Here is a 20,125-nt window from a genome sequence, read left to right as displayed (position 1 = left end):
CGGCCGTCGAATTCGGCATAGTAGATTTGTTGCCAGGGACCAAAATCGAGTTTGCCTTCAGTAATCGGCAGAAGCACCTGGCAATGCATCAGAAGCGCTTTCAGGTGAGCATCGCCGTTATCTTCGCCGGTTCTGTGATGACGGTAGTCCTTCCCAAAAGGGGCGATTCCGTCCAGCCATTCATCGATATCCGCAATCAAACCTGATTCAGCGTCGTTGATGTATACCGCCGCTGTGATATGCATAGCCGAGACAAACACCAGTCCTTCTTTCACACCGGATTTTTCAACCGCTTCTTCGACTTTGTCGGTGATGTTTATATATTCGCGCCTCTTTTTAGTTTCGAACCAGAGGTAGTCAGTATGGGATTTCATTTTTGCCTCCTTAGTTGTACCGTTACAATCTCGAGCCTTACATTATCATGGTCTATGTAGAAATATGGCTGTCATTTGGCTGAACCGGACTGCCGGCAGTCAATTCAGTCAAGCGAGAATCGCCATGATCACGATACCTGTCCACTGCTGTTAATATGATGCCGTTTTAACCCCGGCAATTTCGAGGATTTCAACCGAGAGTTCTTCGATCGCACGTTTGGTGACATCGGCGGAATCTATCGACAATTCGGCGTAGAGCATACGGCAGAAACGCAGTTCCTCGCGCACGATTTCCTCATCGTGATAGGAATCGAGGCTTCTCTGTCCGAGTTCATCATCAGCCAGGATCCCGGCCCTTTCGAGACGGATATTTATCAGCACATCCGGTTTCATCAGAAGCCCGATAATCCGTTTGCGGTCCACTCCCCGCAGGCGGTTGTACAACTGCTTTTTCAGGAATTCATCGTTGACAAGCGGAATATTTGCGACACGATACCCGTAATTACAGGCGATATACATCGAAATCGGCGTCTTGCAGGTGCGCGAAGGTCCCAAAAGGATCAGGTCGGCCTCCTTGATATTGAACCCGCGCCCGTCGTCATGCTCGACCGTGAACGTGATAGCATCGACTTTGCTGTAATAATTATTGTCCACGATATGCAGAAGCCCGGGTTTGAACTGCGGGTGAAAGCCGAGAAACTTTTTCATGGTTTTCAGCATCGGCGCCAGAACATCCAGGTGCAACAGGTCGCGCTCATGTAAACTCTCGTGGAAATAACTGCGCAAGTCGTCCCTGATCAGCGAGAAAACGACCAGAGTGTCCGGCTTGACAACTGCCAAAACATCTTTGGCCTTGCGTTTGGTGCGTACTTTCTGGTAGATATTTTCTATCTCGAAATGATGCCTGTGGTCCTCGTATTGGGCCAGGACAGCATCCAGAAGACGCTTGGCGGTCTGACCGGTACCATCCGAAACGATCACGATTTTCTTGGTATTAGGATTGATTTTACGGCTTCGTAAAAGATCAGTCATGAGGTTAACTTAGTAAACTGGCGGTGTGCGGTCAAACAAAATCGGGTTACTTTTTCAGCCACCCGAACATCCTCTGCCATAAACCAGGTTTCTCCGCCGTTGGAGCAATCTGCCTCAGTATAGTTTCTGTCTGGTAGAGCGACGCCTTGCGCCCCTTTTCGATAATTTCCTCGTAAAGGTTGAATTCCGACCAGTGGTAATTCTCGACATCCGGCGCGATCACCATATCAGCCTGCTCCAATATCATCTTGTTTAACTTGCGTCGCGCAAGTTCATCGGACCGCATCAGGATATTCAGACCGGTGGTATAGTCCTTTTCAACCCGCGGATCCAATCCGCAGAAGACCGCTATGATGTAGTAATCCTCATCATCCGGGACAGCATCGACCGGCACCAGATCCGATATCGAACCATCAGAGAGAAGCATCCCGGCAGTTTCCAGAGCAGGAAAAACCCCCGGAATAGCCGAGGATGCATATATGATTTCAGCCAGCTTGCCGTCGCGGGCATGAATTTCCTTTCCGGAAATGAGATCGACCGAGGTTGCGCAAAACGGTATCTTGAGATCGAGTGTGCTTTTTTCATCAAACAGTTTTTTGAGGGGATTGAGAAGATCTTCTTTTGAGGCCAGTGATGGTTTGGTAAAGACTGCCAGTTTCTGGTACTGACGGGTTATAAAGAAGCGGATCTCATCCAGAAATTTCCCGCTTTTAGCTTTTTCCGCCTCCCCGCTTCGAGGCGCGAAGGCTTCCCATGCCTTGCTCAGCTCCCGGTCCTGGATAAGCTCAATCGCTTTTTCATGGGTTTTGCCAATATCGCCGGTCAGGGCGTAATATCCGCCCAGGATAGCCCCGATCGAGGAACCTGTGATATAATCGATCTCGATTCCGGCTTCCAGCAGTTTTTCGATAACCCCGATATGACACAGTCCGCGAGCGCCTCCTGCTCCGAGCGCTAAAGCTATTTTTTTGCGCGGTAAATCCCTGGGATCAGCCATACCGCTATATTAGATATTTTTGAAGCTTATGGAAGTTAAAACTGTATAAATAATTGAAAAGACATTTGATTTTTGACCGATCTTATATTAAATTGGTCTTCGAAGTGTATGCACCATATCTCAAACCTCGAAAGAGGAGTAAATGAAAAACCTAATCGTAATCACGATTGCAGTGTTGTGTATCTGCTACCTCATTGAATTCGGTCTGCCCGGACCGGAAGAAAAAATCGAACTGGGTAAATTCTTAAACTTCATGCTGGAGCAAATCCGCGAACTCTCCGAAGTAACCGACAAGCTCTCCGAACCCGGCGTTAAAATCACCATAATCTGTGGTATGGCTCTACTGGCGGTCGATATCGTAAGAGGAATCGTCAGGTAGTTGAAGGCATTAAAAGTCGAGTAATTTAAAACGCAGATTCAAATAGTAGAATTCTGTAAACTCGAGATATTTGGCCGCTTTTTTACTGACCGGCGCGACTAAATCGTGAAGCGTGCTCCCCACTCCAAAATATATCTCCCGCTGGACATCGCTGGAAGGATGATCGGTACCGTAACCGAGCCCGAAAACGACTGGTGAACGGCTGTATGTCAACCAGTATATATAGTTGTCATAATCCTCGGAATTCGAACCGATCACATTTTTACCGGAGTAACTCATCGACCTGAGAGAAGTCTTAATATCGAAGTCATCGAAACGGCTGTCTGAAATCTTCAAACAGGCCAGAAAAATCCCGGTATAATCGAATAACAGGTCAGATAGCCCCATACCCTGATCGGGATTGTAAGCATCGATTGGGAATTCGACTGCAGTTACTATGAAAGCGGTTTCAACAATTCCCGCAATTCGTGCCGTTTTTTCCGAAAACCCGAGGCTTTTGTAGCCGAAATGGAGGAATTGCATAAGCTTATACGAGACAAACAGATGCGAGACCTCATCGTTGAGCCCAAGGTTGTCCCCCGCCCAGTCATCCTTGATATGAAACCTGCCTTCGGGACGTCCCCAGGAGGAAATCATCTGGTTGTATGCCAGGGGTAATATAGTGGCATGAACCCCAGCCGTTATACCGTAACGTAAAAGTGAACTGCCTCCAGCCGAGTTAAATTCATGACTATCAGCATATTTGGGGATTATGTCGGTAGTCACCACCGTGCCGTTGTAGTAAAACGAGTTGCCGGCTATCCCCTGAGCACCCCAGAGGAGCGTTACAGACAACAATATAGATATGTATAACTTATACTTGTTCATACATTTGCCTCAATCACCTAAAGTGCAACTTGCGTGCCGGCGAAGAACCGCTTTCGCGCAAAAAAAGACGATTCAGGATATGCACCAGATCACTGATAGTCAGATCTCCCGAGTCGTCCAGATCGAGATCGACCTCGATTTCAGGTAATTGGTTTTCACGGTAGAAGTAGCCGAGATATGAGACGACGTCGCCCGCCTCCAGTATCCCGTTGAGATTGAAATCCCCTTCCACTGGCCAGTTAAGCGCCTCTCCGGTGAGTGTCAGGGAATCGAAGTAAAATCCGAAATCATCGTTGTAAAGGCGAACTTTTGTCTCAAACAGGCCCGCCTGTGCGGGAGTGAACTGGAAATAGAGCTGACTTGAACTGTCCGGTTTCACGTTCAGGCTGGTCTGCGATGAGCTAAAGCTTAGCGGGTCGGAAAACTCCAGCCTTATCCGGCTGTCGGCCAGATAATCGCTTGTGACTTGAACAGTTTGCGAGAGCGATTTTGAAACGACAGTCTGGCCTAACCGAAGCGAGTCGATTTTTGCAGAACTATCTGCCCTGCTGTACTCTATCAGGAGTTCCTGCCCATCGGATATATTGTGTATCAAAGAACGCTTAAAGACTTTATACCTTAAAATATAAAGCAGGTCCTGGTTGGCCAGTCCGTCGAACGGATCGGAGGCTATGTAACCCTCCTTCTCTGCCCCGGAACCGTCGTAGCTCGAATTAGTAACGATCAAATAGTAGACAGCCTCAGAATTATTCGCTGATATAAAACATGAATCGCAATCATAACCGTCCGGATTAAGAAAGATCAGGCTGAGCCTGCGTCCGCTTAAATGCTCGAAAGCCTGCACCGGGATATCGACCAATCCGGCATATTCCCAGGCAGAATCCGATTCTGCGTAATAATATGCTCTGGAGAAAGCTTGATTGGAAAAGCGCAGTTCGACAGATTCCAGGTCTTGATTCGAAAGACTCGAACCAATCAGCCTGGAGGCCGGCCCGATTCCGCTCGCATTGTAATCACCCGCGAATGATATCCCGTCAATCCAGTTCTGCTCTGCTGGCGCAAATCTGATTGTAGAAATAAATCCCTGCCGGCCGGGCCCGCTGACAGTAACGCCCCCGGCACCGTGGACTCCGAAATCCTTGACTTTCAGAGCAAGGTCATAGAAACGGGTCAGGGCATCATTTTTATCCTCTCCTACAGTCGCGAGAAACGCGAAGCGGGCATAAATTGTATCGCTGGTGCGGAGCTTAAACGGCCCGGTCGCGGCCAGCATACGAATATCATCCGGCTCATCGTCAATCCACCCGATATCATAGCGTGGGTCTCCCGAAAACGGGAAGCGGGTTGCTTCCGAAGTGGTCGGGTCGATAAAATCAGCGCCGTCAAAATGACGTCCATAAAGCTCATTGAAGGCCGCTTCGGAACTGATCGGAAAGGCGTAAGTCTGGTGATGGATTGTGGCATTGACTTGCTCGTAATACTTTGTGCCACACTTTTCAGCCGAGACAGCCATCACTCCCATAATCGGAAAACCATGGGGCTCAAATTGCGCGTCGGTTTTGCTCGAATAGCAATAGGCGGTGGCAGTACGTTTATCTGAACCGAAAAGATCGTTGGAAGGCAGTCCCAAATCGGGATCGGAGAAAATTCCGACGACCACAGAATCGCGCTGACGGCCACTGCGGTTGATTATCTCATAATCGACAAAGACAACTTCTCCGAGATCACCCGGCTGATCGTAGGCGTAGACCAGCTGTCGGATTTCCAGTCCGAGCGGTTCTGAATCGGTGCCTACTTTCTGTCGACGGATCGTATCGCAGTCGCTGAAAACCGAAAACAGCGTCTGCTCGCCAATCAATAACGGATTGCCGTTCTGATCGACCGGAGCTCCCAGTTCAACCGGCCAGTTGAGCCAGTCATCGCCGGGCTGAAGCAGATCATCGGAGGTGATTTTATATACCCGGTAGCGGTTATCGCCGGGATCATCTTCAGCGCATCTGCCGGGCACAAACTGCGTTCCCACCCTGCCGGTCAGGTAGTATGACTGTGAGGACTGGTAGTTTCCCAGACGATTGGAAGCGATCCAGAGGCCACTGCCCCAGATGAGGTTAAGGCTGTCGGTTGAACCGTAATAGAAACCCTCGTATTCGCCGGCGACAGAGCGTTCGAAGTCATGGGCCAGAACTCCGTTATTTCCGACGAACATCCGGATCAGGTTGGCATCGATAATCTCCGCCTGATCCTGTCCATAAGCTACCGGAGCCAGAAGGGACAATATTAGAACTATCTTGCAAAAGAACCTGGGGCAATTCATTGGTTTCTAAGAAACTCAAAAATCGCCCCCTGTCAATCCCGTCTCGATATTTTTTTTAAGGTTTAAAATACAAAAACAGGCGGACCGGGAGTCCGCCTGCAATAAAAGGAGGGAAGCATCAAGAAAATACACCATACCAAAGGGCAGTATGCTCTTTGTCTTGAAGTTTATACGGCACTAACCAACAAACTGCTTATTTCCATATCAAAGGTATGCTCGGAGTCAGCGGGATGAGCTGTCGTATCGGCGCTTTGATAGCCCGCATCAGAAGCGACACAAACCATTTTTCCCAGCTGGAACATACACCAGTCTCGCAAATCCGAGGGCAGTATCACCAGCACTAACGCGATCACCAAGATTAACATTAACAGCTTTCCCATGCTTTCTCCTTTTTTATCTCCCTTACGCCCTCTTTATATTTCAAACCGGGTGCCAAAAAATGAAACACTGTTCAAAAAAATTACAACCGGCTTGTATTCAAGGAGATAAAGCGAAGACAGAGATGACATCTTTTTCCTGTCAGTTTGTCAAATAAGGAAAAAAATGCCTTACTTGTAATGAAAATCTTTCCAGAATGAGACAATCTGAGCGAGTCCGGGTTTTAACAAATTTAAGCGGGAAAAATTTTGGCGGAGGCAATAAAAATTGGCGCCCCCCAGAATCGAACTGGGGACACACGGATTTTCAGTCCGTTGCTCTACCAACTGAGCTAGGGCGCCTTATTAAGCCTTTTCTATACAACTATTTTCGACTGAAGTCAATATCTTTTTAGAACGCTCGACTATTTTTTGGGAAACTCTTCTGTACAAAATAAAGCATGGTTCAGCAGGTGCAAGGTTATAGTTTAACCGCTTCGAGTTGAAAGATCCTGCTCGTATCGTCGTATGTGGCAACGCTGAAGCCGGCCTCGGACAGCATGATCAAAAACACCTGCCTGTCCGGAAGGCAGTGACTTGCTTCTGTTTCAGGAAAAGAGATGGACACCTGCTCCAATGAGGCCGGATCGGAAACATGATATATGTGCAAAGAACCGCCCGGTTTGAGTACTCGATGGATTTCTGCCAGGGCTTTTTCCTTGTAATCAAAGTCGGCGAACATATCGAAACAGAAGACATGGTCGAAGCGGCTGTCCTCGACCGGAAGCGAATGAATATCGGCTGACAGAATTTCAAGATTTGGATTCAAGGGTTTCATCGCCTGTGGCAGGCAACATGAGAAATCGAAGGCAGACAAAAAGCCCTCCGGGCCAACTCCCTCCAGAAGCACCGGCCAGAAATCATGCCCGAACTCGAAATCGGCCACCACTTCACCCGGCAATACACCCGATTCGCTTATCAGATTTTTCAAAGCATCACTATCATCGGTAGAAAGAAAATCTATCCTGTTTCCCCGACCGTGTGATAAATCATCATTCATTTTGACCCCTTTTTTGTAATTTTTTGTATAAGTAAGCGAGTGTCAACAATAACTTCTTGAATTTGTCTCAATTTCAGGTTATTTTCAGATTGGCTCAGCGAGAGTTTTTACTTTACAATGACCATAAATGCGGTATATATTATGCCGACATAATCTAAAAAGGAGTTTAGATGAACCGCTTGAAGATATTGCAGTTAGGAACAATCACGGCATTTTTAATCGTCTTTCTCGCCAGCCTCTGCCCGGCCGAGGATTACAAGATCGGGCCGGAGGATGTGTTATCGATCAGCTTCTGGCAAGACCCCTCTCTTAACCAGGTGGTAAAAGTACGCCAGGACGGCAAGATCACGATCAGCGTAATTGGAGAAATCACCGCGGCGGGCATGACTCCGCCTGAACTGGCACGCAAGATCGGCGACCAGGTGTCACGTTACAATCGCAATATCTCTCAGGCCACTGTGGAAGTACTCGAATACAATTCCAACAAGGTATTTATTACAGGTGAAATAATGGAACCCGGCAAGTACGCCTTCGAGGTAATCCCGACCATCTGGGAGCTTATCAAGGAAGCCGGCGGTGTAACTCCGCAGGGAGATCTTTCCAACATTGTAATTATTCGCGGTTCTAAGAATAAAGGTGAAATTATCAAAGTCAATCTGGCCCAGCGAATTTCCGAGGGCAATCTCGACAAGGTCCCGGATCTCTTTCCCGAGGATATCGTCGAAGTCAAACGGGCCGCCTCTTCAGCCGGCCCCGGCCTGCCGTCTGCCGGAACAGATGAGCGTAAAAGCATCATTTATGTAATCGGCCATGTCAACTCGCCCGGCCCGATAACTTACGAACCCGGGATGGAGGCGATGGACGCGATCGCTTTGGCCGGCGGACCTGTGCCTTCGGGCGACCTCGGAAAAGTACGAATCTTCAACAAGCAGGACTTCTATTCCAATGTCATCACTCTCGACCTGGAAAAACGGACTAAAAAAGGCACTCCGCCCCGCTACAAACTCAAACCCGAGGATACGATCTATATCCCGGGAGATACTGGAGGTTTCTGGGGCACATCGGCACGAATCAGGGATTTCATCGCAGTTTTTGGAACCGTCATATCAACTTACCTGTTAGTAGATAGGATTTCCGATTAATTATGAATCAGCTTCACGAAAAAAGTATCAACCTGCGCGAGATATGGCAGGTTATCGCCAAACGCAAATGGCTGTTGATCCTGCCGTTTATATTGATCGTCGGTATCAGCTACGGGGGAAGCTATTTGATCTCTCCCAAGTACCAGTCGAGCGTAGTGATCAGGATGTCCAGCAGTAAGATCATTACCGGCGATATCGCACGTATAATCCCGGGCCAGTACGAGCGCGGATATGTTACCGAACGGCAGTTCAGGCGTAAGCTCAACGAGATGCGCTCGGAGGTCACTTCGGACTTGAACCTGGCCAAGCTTATTACCCAGCTCGGTCTCGACCAGGACGAAGAGATACTAAAGAAAGCCGCTGAAAAGCAGAAGTCTTTTCCTAATTTTAAATTACAGGATCTTGCGTATCGAATTTTGATTGAAGATCTGCGGAGCCGAATCGGTGTCAATTTCATCAGTGAGAATATTCTTCAAATCGGCGCTGAGAGCGAAGATCCTCTCAAGGCCAGGGATATCGCCCAGACACTGGCCGAAGTCTACCGCGATGAACGGCTGAAGTCCGACCTTCTGGATGTGCGCAGCCGTCTCGAATTTGCCAATACGCAAGCCCAGATATACAAAAAGGAACTGGAAGAAAAAGAAGAGGAACTGGCTGAATTCAAAAAGAATTACCAGAAGTCAGCGATCGACCGCGGTCTGACTACGCAGGAGAACCTGCGCGATATCGAATCCGAACTCGACCGGGTGCGCAGAACCGACCTGGTGGAGGTTAATGATCGTCTCAATTTCATTGAAGATCAATTGGCGAAGTTCGCGCTCAAGCCGGAGGATATCAAGACCTCCGATCAGCTGGAAGTCCTGAAGAGGCTTTTACTGGATCGCACCAGTCAACTTGCCAACCTGATGGAGAGATATACCTGGCAGGATCCCAAAGTACAGAGCCAGAAGCGTGATGTCGATAACACGCTCGACAGTATCGAGTCAGTTGCGGACAATTACGTTACCGATGAATATTCAGCCCAGAGCACTGAAGCACAGGAATTGATCGAGGACTATATTGTGGCAAAGGCTACACTGGATTACCTTCGCCATAAAGAAATCCAACTTGCAAGCAGTAAGGAAGGCATAAAAAACAGTTTTTCGACCGGCCCCGACGCCGCAATCCAGCTCGAAAAGATGGAAAAAGAGGTGGCCCGCGCGAAGATGCTGTATGATCAGTTTCTCGAATCCTACACCGGTTCGCAGCTGGCTATGGAAGTCTACCGCGAGGAAGCTGAAAACCGCTACAAGATCATTGAACCGGCATTTGTACCGCTCAAACCATACTGGCCCAACCGTCTCAAGATTACCCTGATGGGTTGCGCACTGGGACTTCTGCTGGGAACGGGAGCGGTGATTTTAGCCGAGGTAACCGACAATTCAGTCAAGAAGATCGAAAATATCGAGAACCAGCTCGGGCTCAAAGTTCTGGGTACTATCCCGAAGATCGAGTTTAAAAGCGCACAATCACCGAAAAAGACCGCAATCACAAAAAGCAAAGAAAGCAAAATGGTGGGGAGTAAATCATGACCCAGCAGGCATACAGGATTAACAGCCGTCTGGCCACAGGCGACAAGGAGTACCTGATCCAGACGGTCAGCGACAGCCACCGCAACCGTATACTCTCGTCTCTCTTCTCTGATGGTGAGTTATTGGAGACTTTCGTCGAAAAGATCGAAAAAGATCTCACTCGTGAAGATCTCAAAAGACTCATTAATTCGGCTCATGAAGAACGCCGGCGGGAGATGGAGCAGTTGGTCGGGTTGTACCAGAATTCATCTGACTCATCCGACCCTCTCGACCTGGATTACCTGGGACAGGCGTTGTATTACAAGAAGATGTACCTCGAGTCAGCCAAGCTGTTCACACATGCCACCCGTCTCGATCCGGATTTCCACTATGCCTGGAAACATCTCGGACGGGTCTATCTTCGTCTGAATCGGTTTTCCGATGCTGTCCGGTCCCTGAAAAAAGCGGTCGAGATTAAACCACACTACGCCGACTACCGCAATATTCTGGGGGAAGCTTACCTGGCAACCGATTCCTGCCAGAAAGCGATCGAGGAATTCGATGAAGCCCTGAAAATTAATATTTATTACGGCGAGGCTTATCTCAACCAGGTATTGACTTATATCCTTAACGCGATCCGCCATGAAGACTACAGCATGTTCGCCAAAAAGGATGAGATGATCGAAACTGCCCTGAATAAAGTATCGGTGATAATGCCGGATATCGTCGACAATGATTTCCAACAGGCGAAAGCTTACCTGCGCGAGGGTGACCTCGAGAAAGCTTTTGCTTCATTTTTGAAGATCCGCGAGAAACGAGCAAGTATCAAGCACTCGGAGGCATCTAATTTCTACCTGAAGTTTTTGCTCAAGGCGGACCAGTTAAACGAGAAAATTATTTCAAAGAGAATTAAGTATCTGCAGAAGGCGGTTTCGGACAATCCCGACTACGCCGACCTGCATTACGAGCTGGCAGTGGCCTATACGATGCTGAGCAGGTTCGTGCATGGCAAGGCGATCGAGGAGTACAAAAAAGCGTTGCTGATAAATCCGGCCTATGACAAGGCGGACAAGAACCTTAAGATCGCTAAAAACGAGATCATGGGTTTTGATATGGTAATAAAGAACGTGCTGAAGGATTAAAATGGGAAAAAAACGACATAATATACTGGAAACATATAATTCTGAAGCCCCGTTCGCGACAGAGTTTCGACGACTGCTTTACAATATAACCAAAAGCAAGCTTCTGCCGGATAACTCCAAGGCATTCCTTGTGACCTCGGCGTCTACCGGTGAAGGCAAAAGCACGATCTCGGCCTTTTTGGGACTGACTGCCGCGACTCATCGTCCCCGCAAGACGCTTTTAATCGATGCTGACCTGAGGCGTCCGGTATTGCACCAGCTGTTCGATGTCGAACAGGATGTCGGCTTAAGCGATATTATTCTTGAGAAAGCCAAGATCGAAGAGTGCGTAAAAAAGACTGGTGTAGAAAATCTCGACCTGTTGACTTCCGGCCCAAGACAGGAGAATCCGACCGAACTATTTGATTCTCCCCATCTTGCGACTTTCATCGAGTCGGCTCGGTTTTATTATGAACTGATCATAATCGACTCCGCTCCCGTTGTACCGGTTTCTGATCCTTTGATTATGGGCGGGGAGGTCGATGGCATCGCTTTGGTGGTCAAGGCAGGCGCAACCCAGCAGGAAGTTGTGACTCGGGCAGCCAATTTGATCGAACAGTCAGGTTCACGGCTATTGGGAGTCATTCTAAATAATGTCAAACAGGCCCTGCCCTATTATTATAATTACAAATACTACGGGTATCATTATACATCTCATAAATAAACGATGCAAAACGCGATTACGATCGATGTCGAAGACTGGTTCTGCGTAGAGGCTTTTCGGGACAAGTTTCCGTTAAAAAGCTGGCCAAAACAGAAAACCAGGATATTGTCCAATATAGTCCGTACTCTTGAGATCCTCGATGAGTACGATGTCAAGGCGACTTTCTTTATCCTCGGCTGGGTGGCAGAAACATTTCCGGAGATAGTCAGTCACCTGTATGAACGAGGTCATGAGATCGGCTCTCATAGTTTCGCCCACAGGCTGGTCTATAAGCTGACCCCGGAGGAATTTCGGGTTGATACCCAGAAATCGCTCGAAGCAATTCAGAAAGTTATCGATATCCCGGTTCGAGGTTATCGTGCTCCCTCCTTTTCGATTCGTCCCGCTGACCGCTGGGTCTGGGAGATTCTGTGCGACCTCGGCTTCAACTATGACTCCTCTGTTTTTCCGGTCAATCACGATATCTACGGTTCACCGGATTTCCCGCGCTTCGGGCATACGATCGAACTCGAGGACGGCCGTAAAATACTCGAGATTCCCCCTTCCACGATCAGGATTCTCGGTAAAAACATCGGGGTGGGCGGAGGAGGATACCTGAGGCTGTTTCCGTACTGGTTCACGGAATGGAGTATCAAAAAGCTCAATAATGCCGGTTTTCCGGCAATCATATACTTCCATCCATGGGAACTGGATAGTCATCAGCCACGGCTGGATGTCTCCGCCAGGAGTCGTTTCCGCCATTACACGAACCTGAAAACGACGGAAATTAAGTTGCGAAAACTGCTTAAAAAGTTTTCCTTTGCACCGATGCGAGACGTATTTAAAATCGGACCGAAACAGACAGTGAGCGAATAAAGTGGCGAATTCCAAAGTAGTAGTGCTCAAAACCGAGCCGGAGACAATCTTAGACGATTACAAAAAGTTGATGCACATGGCTGATTATCAACAGGTAATCAGAAAGAAAAACGAAACGATCCTCAAGCTCAACCTGTCATGGACTAAGTATTTCCCGGCCTGTTCCAGCCAGCCCTGGCAACTCGAGGGGATTTTGAAAACTATGGCGGATGACGGCTATGATTTCGATAAACTCTATCCACTGGAAAATAAAACGGTCGTGACCGATCCACATAAAGGCTGTAAAAACAATCTCTGGAAGCCGGTGCTCGATCAATACGGCGCAAGCTTTACTGCGTTGCCGGAAGTCGACTGGACCCTGTTCAAGTTCAAAAACAAATTGCTGAGGCTGAACCAGATCTTCCCGGATGGTATCGAAATCCCGCAGATGTATATCGGCAAACAGATCATCCATTTACCTACAATCAAAACCCATGGTCACTCGACTACCACCGGCGCAATAAAGAATTCGTTCGGCGGTCTGTTGAAAGAAGTTCGTCATTACGCCCATAAATACATGCATGAGGTCCTGGTCGACCTGATGATCATGCAGAAGGAACTGCATCCGTCGATCTTCGCGGTGATGGATGGCACGGTCTGCGGCAACGGGGCCGGCCCGCGCACCATGCAACCTGTGGTCAAGGATTATATACTGGCCTCGGCCGACTCGGTCGCCATAGATTCCGTCGCGGCTCACATGATGGGATTCGATCCGATGAGCATCCCCTACCTGAAGATGTGTCATGAGCGCGAACTGGGCTGTGCCGACATCCGCGACATCGAGATAGTCGGTGAGGAGGTTGCCGATGTAGATTTCGGTTTTACAGTAAAGCGCAGTTTCGTTATCTGGGGCGACCAGATGCTCCGCAAGGGACCGTTACGCTTTCTGGAGAAACCTGCCCTGCATTCGCCTTTAGTCGGATGGGCGCCGTTTGCATCCAATGTGTACCACGATCTGTTCTGGTACCCGACAGTGGGCAAGTCGATAATATCCCGCTACAACAAGACCAAGTGGGGACAGTTATTCCAGAAATACAAACAAAAAGTCAAAGCCTGATTCCCGGCTATTTCGCGTTTTTCTTTTCGAGCGAACTATCGTAGATGCTGATTTTGTTGCGCCCGGTCTGCTTGGCTTCCATAAGGGCCATGTCAGCGCAATAGATCAAACGGTCGGCACGTTCGGCATGTGTAGGATAGAGCGCGCCCCCCATACTGATATGAATCCCGAGAGATTGATTGTTGAAACGATTGCGGAAGGGATGGTTCTCTATTTTTTTTCGAAGCCTCTCCATGAACTGCTCGCAGGCCTCAAGGCCGGTTTCCGGCATCACCAGGCAGAACTCATCGCCACCGTAGCGGGACAGAATATCGATAGTTCGCACGCTGTCTTCGACCAGCCTGCCAAGTTGTTTGAGGATATTATCTCCAGCCTGGTGACCGTATTTATCATTGAATTCCTTGAAACCATCGATATCGAATATCACCAGCGCGAGATCATGATTGAAACGACGGGCACGCATTATCTCCTCCGCCAATCGCTTGTAAAAGTACCTGTAATTGTAGAGGCCGGTCATGTGGTCGGTATATGATAGTTCCTCGATACGATTGAACTGGTAGATATTGTACAAGGTCATCCGCAAAGTCTGACTGAGCGCGTTGAGCATATTCAGGTCATCGCGGTTGTAAAAACCGGGACGAGAGCGCTTCTCCCCCAGTCCCATGACCGCGCAACGCCGTCCGGGAAGCGAAAGACCGGTCAGAAGCTGTACACCGGTTTCCTTGAATACCTGCAGTAAGGGATCGCGTCCCAGAGCTTCCTCGACATGGTTCAGGCGATGGATGCCGTGCTGGCGGGAGAGCAGATTTACCACCCCCTCCTGGCGGTTGAGATTGAAATCCCTGACCTGGTCCGGCACAGGACCCGAACCGTAACGCACCTTCATTTGATTCTTGTGATCGACCGGCATAAAGACAAACATAAATGACGGCCTGATATATTTGCGCAGGATATCCTGAAAAGTCTCCATAAGAGGTTTTTCGCTGTACAGCTTGAGCATTCGGTTATTGACTTCGTAAAGAAGCTCCGCGCCCGGCTTGCGGTTGTTCTCATGGGTCGGTTTGGGGGGTGGTGGTTGAAAACTTGTTTTTCGAGAGATTTCGGAAGCATGCGAGAGCACATCGGCCAAAGTCAATAGATAAGGAGCCAGTTCATTGATATCGTAACTGGCACTCTCCGATACGACCAAAAGACCGTTCAAATTCGATCCGGTGGCAACCGGTATAACGATGCGCATATGCAGTTTCTGGTGAAGCAGGCGTCCCAGGTTGTCGCTCGGCTCGAAATTATCGAAACTGAGCGGTTTGGCCTCATGCGCAAGCTTTTTGATAAACTCGAGGTTCGCTGAAAAATATAGACGGTTGATCCCGGGCTGATCGATCCCGTTCCAGATAATCGGCACGAAGCGCTGACGGTTGCGAATGTAGAGCGCCATCCGCTCGATCTGAAATGTGTCTTTTAAAGAATTCGCGAAATCCGAAGCACAGCGTTTGAACGGCTGGCCGGTTGTGATGGCTTTGAGCAGGGATTCCTGTGATTTGAGGTAGAGTAGCTGGAGATGTTCAGCAGTAGTTTGAGAAGGTGTTTGATTGCGTTTGAGCCTCAGGTAAAGGTAAGCTAACAGGCCGATCAAAAACAGACAGATACAGGATAAGACGATAATAATCACGCCTGTACCGGCCACGATCTCAGGCAACTGTCTTCCCCCTTCTAATAATGTCTATGCACGAATCGCTGCTCAGCGCTTACGGGCGAACTGGAATCGCTTGCGCTTTGACAGGATATCATGCTTTTTCAAAATTCGCCTGATTTTGAACCAGCCCAGTTTCGGATGATTGCCCGGTTCGGTGTTGAGGATTTTCTTCATTCCCCAGGTCGACAAAAACGGATCATCGGAAGCGAGTTTCAGCACTCGTCTCTCATCCGCATCTATATCAACGACTTTTTCTTTTTCCGGTTCTTCTTCGGCCACCTCCGGTTCTTTGCGGGCTGGTGGACGGATATCCGGTTCGGTACGGTCGTAGTCATCGGCATTCAGCTCTTCTGTTGTGAAAGGCCGGGTTTGATCGTTTTCAGGCTTAACCTGTTCGCCGACTCCACCCAGTTGTGAGAAATCTGTGCGCGCCCGATCAACATTCTCGAATGCTTTCAAAATCGTGTCGAATTCCAACAGCTCATAGATTTCATAGACATTGGGAACCATACCGGCCAGTTTGAGATCACCCTGGTGCTGGCGGATGTCGCGGATATTTGAGATGAAGATACCCCAGCCGGCCGAAGAGATATAGTCCACTCCGCCCAGGTCAATGATGATATTGTATTTCTCCTGGTCAGTCAGACGGTTCATCACCCGTTCGAGTTCACTGGCTGTCATTGTATCGATCACGCCGTCCACCCGAACTACAGAGATTTCTCCCTTGTTGCCGGTTGCGTCGAGCGAGATCTTGATCTCATCCATTTTTTTCTCCTGAGTCATCTGCGACCTTCCTGTGTCCGTTGGCGATTTCCTTTGTTAACAGAAAATAATCGAGAGCCCCGTGCGAATATGGCGCATATTCAAAGATCGTCTTGAAGTTTTCCTGAGCTTCTTTGATCTGCGTGTTAATACGAATACGCGTAACAAACACCTTCTCGCCGAACTCCTCGATCAACTGGTTGTAAATACGATCCGAGATCCTGGTGCGCTTGTCGAAGAAAGTGGCCAGGATTCCCATCACATTTACCTTGTGACCGATTTTGTTTTCGATCTCTTCTATCAAAGAAAGGGTCTTTTTGGCTCCTTCACAAGCAAAAAAATCCATCGAGACCGGGATTATGACATAATCGCAGTAGTTCAGGGCATTAATATTGATCAAATTGATAGTCGGCGGGCAGTCGCAAATCACATAATCAGATCCGATCAGCCGTGAAAACACATTCTTCATACGCTCCTCGCGGTCATCCTGCCTGCTTATAATCATCTCGGATTCGACCAGCCTTTTCCCGCCCGAATCGATCAGATACAGGTTTGTGCGTGCCTTAACAATGTCGACCTCGCCGGTCAGCAGGAGTTCAGACAAGCCTTTTTTGGGGCTTTCATCGAACGCCATGGTGATATTAGCCTGGCTGTCGCAATCTATCAACAATACTTTTTTGCCGGATAACGCCAGGCAATGCCCCATGTTGATGGCGGTGGTGGTCTTACCAGTCCCTCCCTTGGAGGTCATTACTGCGATTTTGATCATGATTTCTCGTCGTCGTCTTTTTCGAGCTTTTTGGACAGCTCTTCAAAATTGAAGCTATCCGTTTCTTCGTCGTTGTCAAGCAAATTCAAATCGATCCCCTCATTCGCAACTTTCTTCCAGCCCATCAAGTCCTGATCCTTAAAACGTGATTGATCCAAAACACGGTTGTCGGAAAGATCGAGTTCGATCTGGTTGACCCGTTTTTTCATCTTTTCAACCAGGGTCATCATCACTCCCTGGTCGACATTGTCTTTCAGGTCGGAGAACATCTCCATCATATCGGAAATTTCATCTTCCGGCAGACCGGCATCTGCCAGGCTGTCGAACAGAGCTTCGACCTTGCCGGCACCATTGGCCTGCGCGGCCTCTTTTTCAGCCGCCAGTTTTTCGATATATTCCTGCTTTTCCCGTTCCAGCTTGGCCTGATACTTTTCAGCTTCCTTGTTGAGGATTTCCTTTTGCTCATCGCTCAAACCATCACCGGTACGGGCGGCGTACTCGAGCCTTTGTTTACGCGTGTTAAGGCGCAGGCGCACAAGTTCGTCGTAAAGCATGCGCTCATCTACATTGATATCGCCATAATCCCCCGACTCCAGTTCATCTTTCAAACGCTTGGTGCCGTATTCAGGATACTTACGTATGATCCTGAGCAGGGTCGAACGTTCTTCATAAGATATCTGCCGGGGAGCATCGTCGCTTCTGGGAATCTTATTCTTCAGGCCGGCTTCACCGTAGACCTCATAACGCTTTTTATATTTGTAGTATGTCGAAGTGGAAACTTTCATCTCCATGCAGGCATCCTTGACCGTCATACCGTGGTCTGCCACCAGCGAAAGCAGTTTCTTTCTGCGTTCGAGCAGGTAGTCATCGGCCATGACCTTTTCCTTGATCGCGACCAGCGTGATATCATCATTCTGGGCGGCGCCATGAGTGAACTCGAGGAGTTCTTCCTTGAGTTTATCGGTGAACTCCTCCGGTGTCAGGAAATAATAAGTCTTTATGAATCTCAAAAAACGTTCCATGCCGAACTGTTCACGGCGACGATCCATAGCCTCGGTGATACCGTCGGTATAAATAATCAGAATATCATCTTTTTTGAGCCGGATTGACTCCGCCTCGAGGCTGGTTGCAAAATCGACATCTTCCGGCAGGCTGATACCCAGTGGAATACCCCGTGGATTAAGAAAATAAGTCTTGTCATCCTCATGGCGGTAGAGCACCATCGGGTTGTGGCCTGCCGATGCGAATGAAATCCGGCGATTGACCGAATCCAGTACCACCAAAAAGATCGTGACGAACATACCCTTTTTGACATCGTCGGAAACGAAATGATTGACCCGGGTGAGAATATCGACTGCCGAGCGGTTGCCACGCGATTCCAGACGGATCGCGGTTCGTATCATCGTCATCACAAGTGACCCGGGTACTCCCTTGCCGGAAACATCGGCAACTGCGATACCGAGTGTCTTTTCGTCGACCCAGAAGAAGTCGAAGTAGTCACCGCCGACATCTTTGGCGGCTTTGTAGATGGTGGAAATATCGTAACCTTCGATATCCGGGAAATGCTTGGGCAAAAGGGTATGCTGGATTTCCTGAGCTACCTGGAGCTCTTTCTGCATCGTCTCCTGCTCCAGAAATTTTTTCTGGGCCTGTTTGATCTTGGAAGTCATCTCGTTGAATGCCAGCGCGATTTCCGAGAACTCGTCGGCTCCCTCGACCGGAAGCTTCATGTCCAGATTGCCCGATCCTATCTTCTTGACGCCATCTGTCAGTTTCTGAATCGGTTTGACGAAGTAGTTCGAAAGGAGTATAACAGCCAGCAGACCGACCGCGTAACTGGCAAGTGTAATCAGAAATATTCCTCGCCTCGCTTCCCAGATCTCATCCTGCAGATTCCTGGAACTGAAACCGATATGCACTTTTGCGAGCTCGGGTTGTTTTTTGAACACCGGCTGAATGAAATGGTACAATTCCGCTTCTTCCCGATCGAGCTTCTGCCCCCTGTCATATATATTAGCATTGACTCCATCAGGCAGATTGTAATCGCTGTAGACGCTGGTGATATCCTCGCTGTTGGCCAAGATGGTACCGTCCTGTCCGGTAATAATGACATAGCGCACATCGGTATGCTCGCGCCGGAAGTTTCGGGCCAGCAGGTAAAACTCAGCATCAGCCACATCGTTGACGATATTCTCGCCAGCCTGAGATGCAAGAGTTGTAGCAACTTCCTTCATCTTCACCATGAAGTTGTTGTTGAGCGTGCCGGTGGTGCGGTTGTCAAAATAGAAATATATTATAAGTACCAGTACAGTCAGGATAGTCGTCAACCAGATAGCGAATTTCTTGCGGATCGAAATATCCGACAGCCATGAGAAATCGATCAATCGGTTTTTCGAAGGTAGAGTTTTTTCGAGATGCAGGCAGTTTTCTCCACCCGATGAATAGTACTCGACATTATCCATTATTTTACGAATCAGGTACAGGCCGAGACCGCCCTTACGGCTGGTCTGGACGTAGCGTTCGAGATCAGGAGTGCCGGCTGTATCGAAATCGAATTTACGGCCCGTATCGATAATATCAAATTTGACTTTGCGTCGTTCGAGCACTACCTGCAGTTTGATCGTTCCGGGGCCGTAGAGGTACGCGTGCCGGATGACGTTGGTGCAGGCTTCCTCGATCACCAGAAGCACCGCTGTCAATTCGCGCTGACTGAAACGGGTGTAGCTTAGGGCCCGCAACACGAATTCACGTATATCGGAGAGAGTTTCTTCACTCGCCTCGAATTCTTTCAGATATTCTTTTTTCTTTTGCTTCAGCACCATTATGTTACAGATCACTCATTTTGATTTTCCAAGCGGGAACGAGCTTGTCGAAGGTTTTCTCTGGTGTCCTCAGAGCCGGGATATTTCTCGAGCACTCTCTCCCACATCTCTATCGCCTGCTCATAATCGCCTTCGCCAAAACTCTTGAGACCGTCGAGATAATACTGCCAGTATTCTTCATCCTGACGGATTTCTTCAATGGCGACCGGTGG

Annotated in this window: 19 protein-coding genes and 1 tRNA gene; 7 read left to right on the top strand and 13 right to left on the bottom strand. The window is 48.7% G+C overall.

What is annotated here, in order from left to right:
* The 3 genes from GF404_10465 to GF404_10455 form a co-directional block, all read right to left on the bottom strand.
* On the bottom strand, window positions 1-374 hold a 374-nt coding region (locus GF404_10465; GenBank protein ID MBD3382604.1), incomplete at its 3' end, for a YjbQ family protein.
* A gap of 150 nt (window positions 375-524) precedes the next feature.
* The gene (ppsR, locus tag GF404_10460; GenBank protein ID MBD3382603.1) at window positions 525-1,406 is read right to left on the bottom strand and encodes a pyruvate, phosphate dikinase/phosphoenolpyruvate synthase regulator; all 882 of its coding nucleotides are present in this window, start codon (window positions 1,404-1,406) and stop codon (window positions 525-527) included.
* A gap of 46 nt (window positions 1,407-1,452) precedes the next feature.
* Window positions 1,453-2,403, bottom strand: a complete 951-nt coding sequence (locus GF404_10455; GenBank protein ID MBD3382602.1) for a hypothetical protein — start codon at window positions 2,401-2,403, stop codon at window positions 1,453-1,455.
* A 142-nt stretch (window positions 2,404-2,545) separates the two neighbouring features.
* Here GF404_10455 and GF404_10450 point away from each other — a divergent pair, with 142 nt between their 5' ends.
* Window positions 2,546-2,782 carry a hypothetical protein gene (locus tag GF404_10450; protein ID MBD3382601.1) on the top strand — a complete coding sequence of 79 codons (237 nt, stop codon included), beginning with the start codon at window positions 2,546-2,548 and terminating at the stop codon, window positions 2,780-2,782.
* A gap of 9 nt (window positions 2,783-2,791) precedes the next feature.
* Here the strand turns inward: GF404_10450 and GF404_10445 are convergent, their stop codons facing one another.
* The 5 genes from GF404_10445 to GF404_10425 all read right to left on the bottom strand — a co-directional run bounded on the left by GF404_10445 (window position 2,792) and on the right by GF404_10425 (window position 7,379).
* Window positions 2,792-3,649: a hypothetical protein gene (locus tag GF404_10445; GenBank protein MBD3382600.1), complete on the bottom strand. Its 858-nt coding sequence runs from the start codon at window positions 3,647-3,649 to the stop codon at window positions 2,792-2,794.
* A 13-nt stretch (window positions 3,650-3,662) separates the two neighbouring features.
* Window positions 3,663-5,924 (bottom strand): hypothetical protein, encoded by a 2,262-nt coding sequence (locus tag GF404_10440; GenBank protein ID MBD3382599.1) that lies wholly within the window; start codon window positions 5,922-5,924, stop codon window positions 3,663-3,665.
* Between the two features lie 206 nt (window positions 5,925-6,130).
* Window positions 6,131-6,343, bottom strand: a complete 213-nt coding sequence (locus GF404_10435) for a hypothetical protein (GenBank protein MBD3382598.1) — start codon at window positions 6,341-6,343, stop codon at window positions 6,131-6,133.
* A 266-nt stretch (window positions 6,344-6,609) separates the two neighbouring features.
* A tRNA-Phe gene (locus GF404_10430) sits at window positions 6,610-6,682 on the bottom strand.
* 118 nt (window positions 6,683-6,800) lie between these two features.
* Window positions 6,801-7,379, bottom strand: a complete 579-nt coding sequence (locus GF404_10425) for a methyltransferase domain-containing protein (protein MBD3382597.1) — start codon at window positions 7,377-7,379, stop codon at window positions 6,801-6,803.
* A 170-nt stretch (window positions 7,380-7,549) separates the two neighbouring features.
* Here GF404_10425 and GF404_10420 point away from each other — a divergent pair, with 170 nt between their 5' ends.
* From GF404_10420 to GF404_10395, 6 genes are all read left to right on the top strand, one after another.
* Window positions 7,550-8,521, top strand: a complete 972-nt coding sequence (locus GF404_10420; protein ID MBD3382596.1) for a hypothetical protein — start codon at window positions 7,550-7,552, stop codon at window positions 8,519-8,521.
* Between the two features lie 2 nt (window positions 8,522-8,523).
* Window positions 8,524-10,092, top strand: a complete 1,569-nt coding sequence (locus GF404_10415) for a hypothetical protein (protein ID MBD3382595.1) — start codon at window positions 8,524-8,526, stop codon at window positions 10,090-10,092.
* Window positions 10,089-11,213, top strand: coding sequence for a tetratricopeptide repeat protein (locus GF404_10410; protein MBD3382594.1), 1,125 nt, complete (start codon window positions 10,089-10,091; stop codon window positions 11,211-11,213). The genes GF404_10415 and GF404_10410 overlap by 4 nt, the downstream gene beginning before the upstream one ends.
* Before the next feature lies 1 nt (window position 11,214).
* Window positions 11,215-11,916: a polysaccharide biosynthesis tyrosine autokinase gene (locus GF404_10405; GenBank protein ID MBD3382593.1), complete on the top strand. Its 702-nt coding sequence runs from the start codon at window positions 11,215-11,217 to the stop codon at window positions 11,914-11,916.
* A 3-nt stretch (window positions 11,917-11,919) separates the two neighbouring features.
* A complete protein-coding gene (locus tag GF404_10400; GenBank protein ID MBD3382592.1) occupies window positions 11,920-12,771 on the top strand; it encodes a DUF3473 domain-containing protein in 852 nt (283 codons plus the stop codon).
* A gap of 70 nt (window positions 12,772-12,841) precedes the next feature.
* A complete protein-coding gene (locus GF404_10395) occupies window positions 12,842-13,867 on the top strand; it encodes a DUF362 domain-containing protein (GenBank protein MBD3382591.1) in 1,026 nt (341 codons plus the stop codon).
* Window positions 13,868-13,874: 7 nt separating this feature from the next.
* Here the strand turns inward: GF404_10395 and GF404_10390 are convergent, their stop codons facing one another.
* The 5 genes from GF404_10390 to GF404_10370 form a co-directional block, all read right to left on the bottom strand.
* Window positions 13,875-15,563, bottom strand: a complete 1,689-nt coding sequence (locus GF404_10390) for a diguanylate cyclase (GenBank protein MBD3382590.1) — start codon at window positions 15,561-15,563, stop codon at window positions 13,875-13,877.
* A gap of 42 nt (window positions 15,564-15,605) precedes the next feature.
* On the bottom strand, window positions 15,606-16,343 hold the full coding sequence (locus tag GF404_10385) for an anti-sigma factor antagonist (protein MBD3382589.1): 738 nt from the start codon (window positions 16,341-16,343) through the stop codon (window positions 15,606-15,608).
* Complete coding sequence (locus GF404_10380) at window positions 16,318-17,091, bottom strand: AAA family ATPase (protein ID MBD3382588.1); 774 nt, start codon at window positions 17,089-17,091, stop codon at window positions 16,318-16,320. The genes GF404_10385 and GF404_10380 overlap by 26 nt, the downstream gene beginning before the upstream one ends.
* Window positions 17,088-19,913: a SpoIIE family protein phosphatase gene (locus GF404_10375; protein MBD3382587.1), complete on the bottom strand. Its 2,826-nt coding sequence runs from the start codon at window positions 19,911-19,913 to the stop codon at window positions 17,088-17,090. The genes GF404_10380 and GF404_10375 overlap by 4 nt, the downstream gene beginning before the upstream one ends.
* 11 nt (window positions 19,914-19,924) lie before the next feature.
* Window positions 19,925-20,125, bottom strand: a 201-nt coding sequence (locus GF404_10370) for a tetratricopeptide repeat protein (GenBank protein ID MBD3382586.1), incomplete at its 5' end; no start/stop codon positions are given.

The sequence above is a fragment of the Candidatus Zixiibacteriota bacterium genome (assembly GCA_014728145.1).
Taxonomy (GTDB): domain Bacteria; phylum Zixibacteria; class MSB-5A5; order JAABVY01; family JAABVY01; genus WJMC01.
This window is presented reverse-complemented; position numbering and strand designations above follow the sequence as displayed.

What these genes read in the sequence shown, in the direction of transcription:
- ppsR (MBD3382603.1), bottom strand. Translation starts at nt 1,406, where the DNA reads ATGACTGATCTTTTACGAAGCCGTAAAATCAATCCTAATACCAAGAAA.
- GF404_10455 (MBD3382602.1), bottom strand. Translation starts at nt 2,403, where the DNA reads ATGGCTGATCCCAGGGATTTACCGCGCAAAAAAATAGCTTTAGCGCTC.
- GF404_10450 (MBD3382601.1), top strand. Translation starts at nt 2,546, where the DNA reads ATGAAAAACCTAATCGTAATCACGATTGCAGTGTTGTGTATCTGCTAC.
- GF404_10445 (MBD3382600.1), bottom strand. Translation starts at nt 3,649, where the DNA reads ATGAACAAGTATAAGTTATACATATCTATATTGTTGTCTGTAACGCTC.
- GF404_10435 (MBD3382598.1), bottom strand. Translation starts at nt 6,343, where the DNA reads ATGGGAAAGCTGTTAATGTTAATCTTGGTGATCGCGTTAGTGCTGGTG.
- GF404_10425 (MBD3382597.1), bottom strand. Translation starts at nt 7,379, where the DNA reads ATGAATGATGATTTATCACACGGTCGGGGAAACAGGATAGATTTTCTT.
- GF404_10420 (MBD3382596.1), top strand. Translation starts at nt 7,550, where the DNA reads ATGAACCGCTTGAAGATATTGCAGTTAGGAACAATCACGGCATTTTTA.
- GF404_10415 (MBD3382595.1), top strand. Translation starts at nt 8,524, where the DNA reads ATGAATCAGCTTCACGAAAAAAGTATCAACCTGCGCGAGATATGGCAG.
- GF404_10410 (MBD3382594.1), top strand. Translation starts at nt 10,089, where the DNA reads ATGACCCAGCAGGCATACAGGATTAACAGCCGTCTGGCCACAGGCGAC.
- GF404_10405 (MBD3382593.1), top strand. Translation starts at nt 11,215, where the DNA reads ATGGGAAAAAAACGACATAATATACTGGAAACATATAATTCTGAAGCC.
- GF404_10400 (MBD3382592.1), top strand. Translation starts at nt 11,920, where the DNA reads ATGCAAAACGCGATTACGATCGATGTCGAAGACTGGTTCTGCGTAGAG.
- GF404_10395 (MBD3382591.1), top strand. Translation starts at nt 12,842, where the DNA reads ATGCACATGGCTGATTATCAACAGGTAATCAGAAAGAAAAACGAAACG.
- GF404_10385 (MBD3382589.1), bottom strand. Translation starts at nt 16,343, where the DNA reads ATGACTCAGGAGAAAAAAATGGATGAGATCAAGATCTCGCTCGACGCA.
- GF404_10380 (MBD3382588.1), bottom strand. Translation starts at nt 17,091, where the DNA reads ATGATCAAAATCGCAGTAATGACCTCCAAGGGAGGGACTGGTAAGACC.
- GF404_10375 (MBD3382587.1), bottom strand. Translation starts at nt 19,913, where the DNA reads ATGGTGCTGAAGCAAAAGAAAAAAGAATATCTGAAAGAATTCGAGGCG.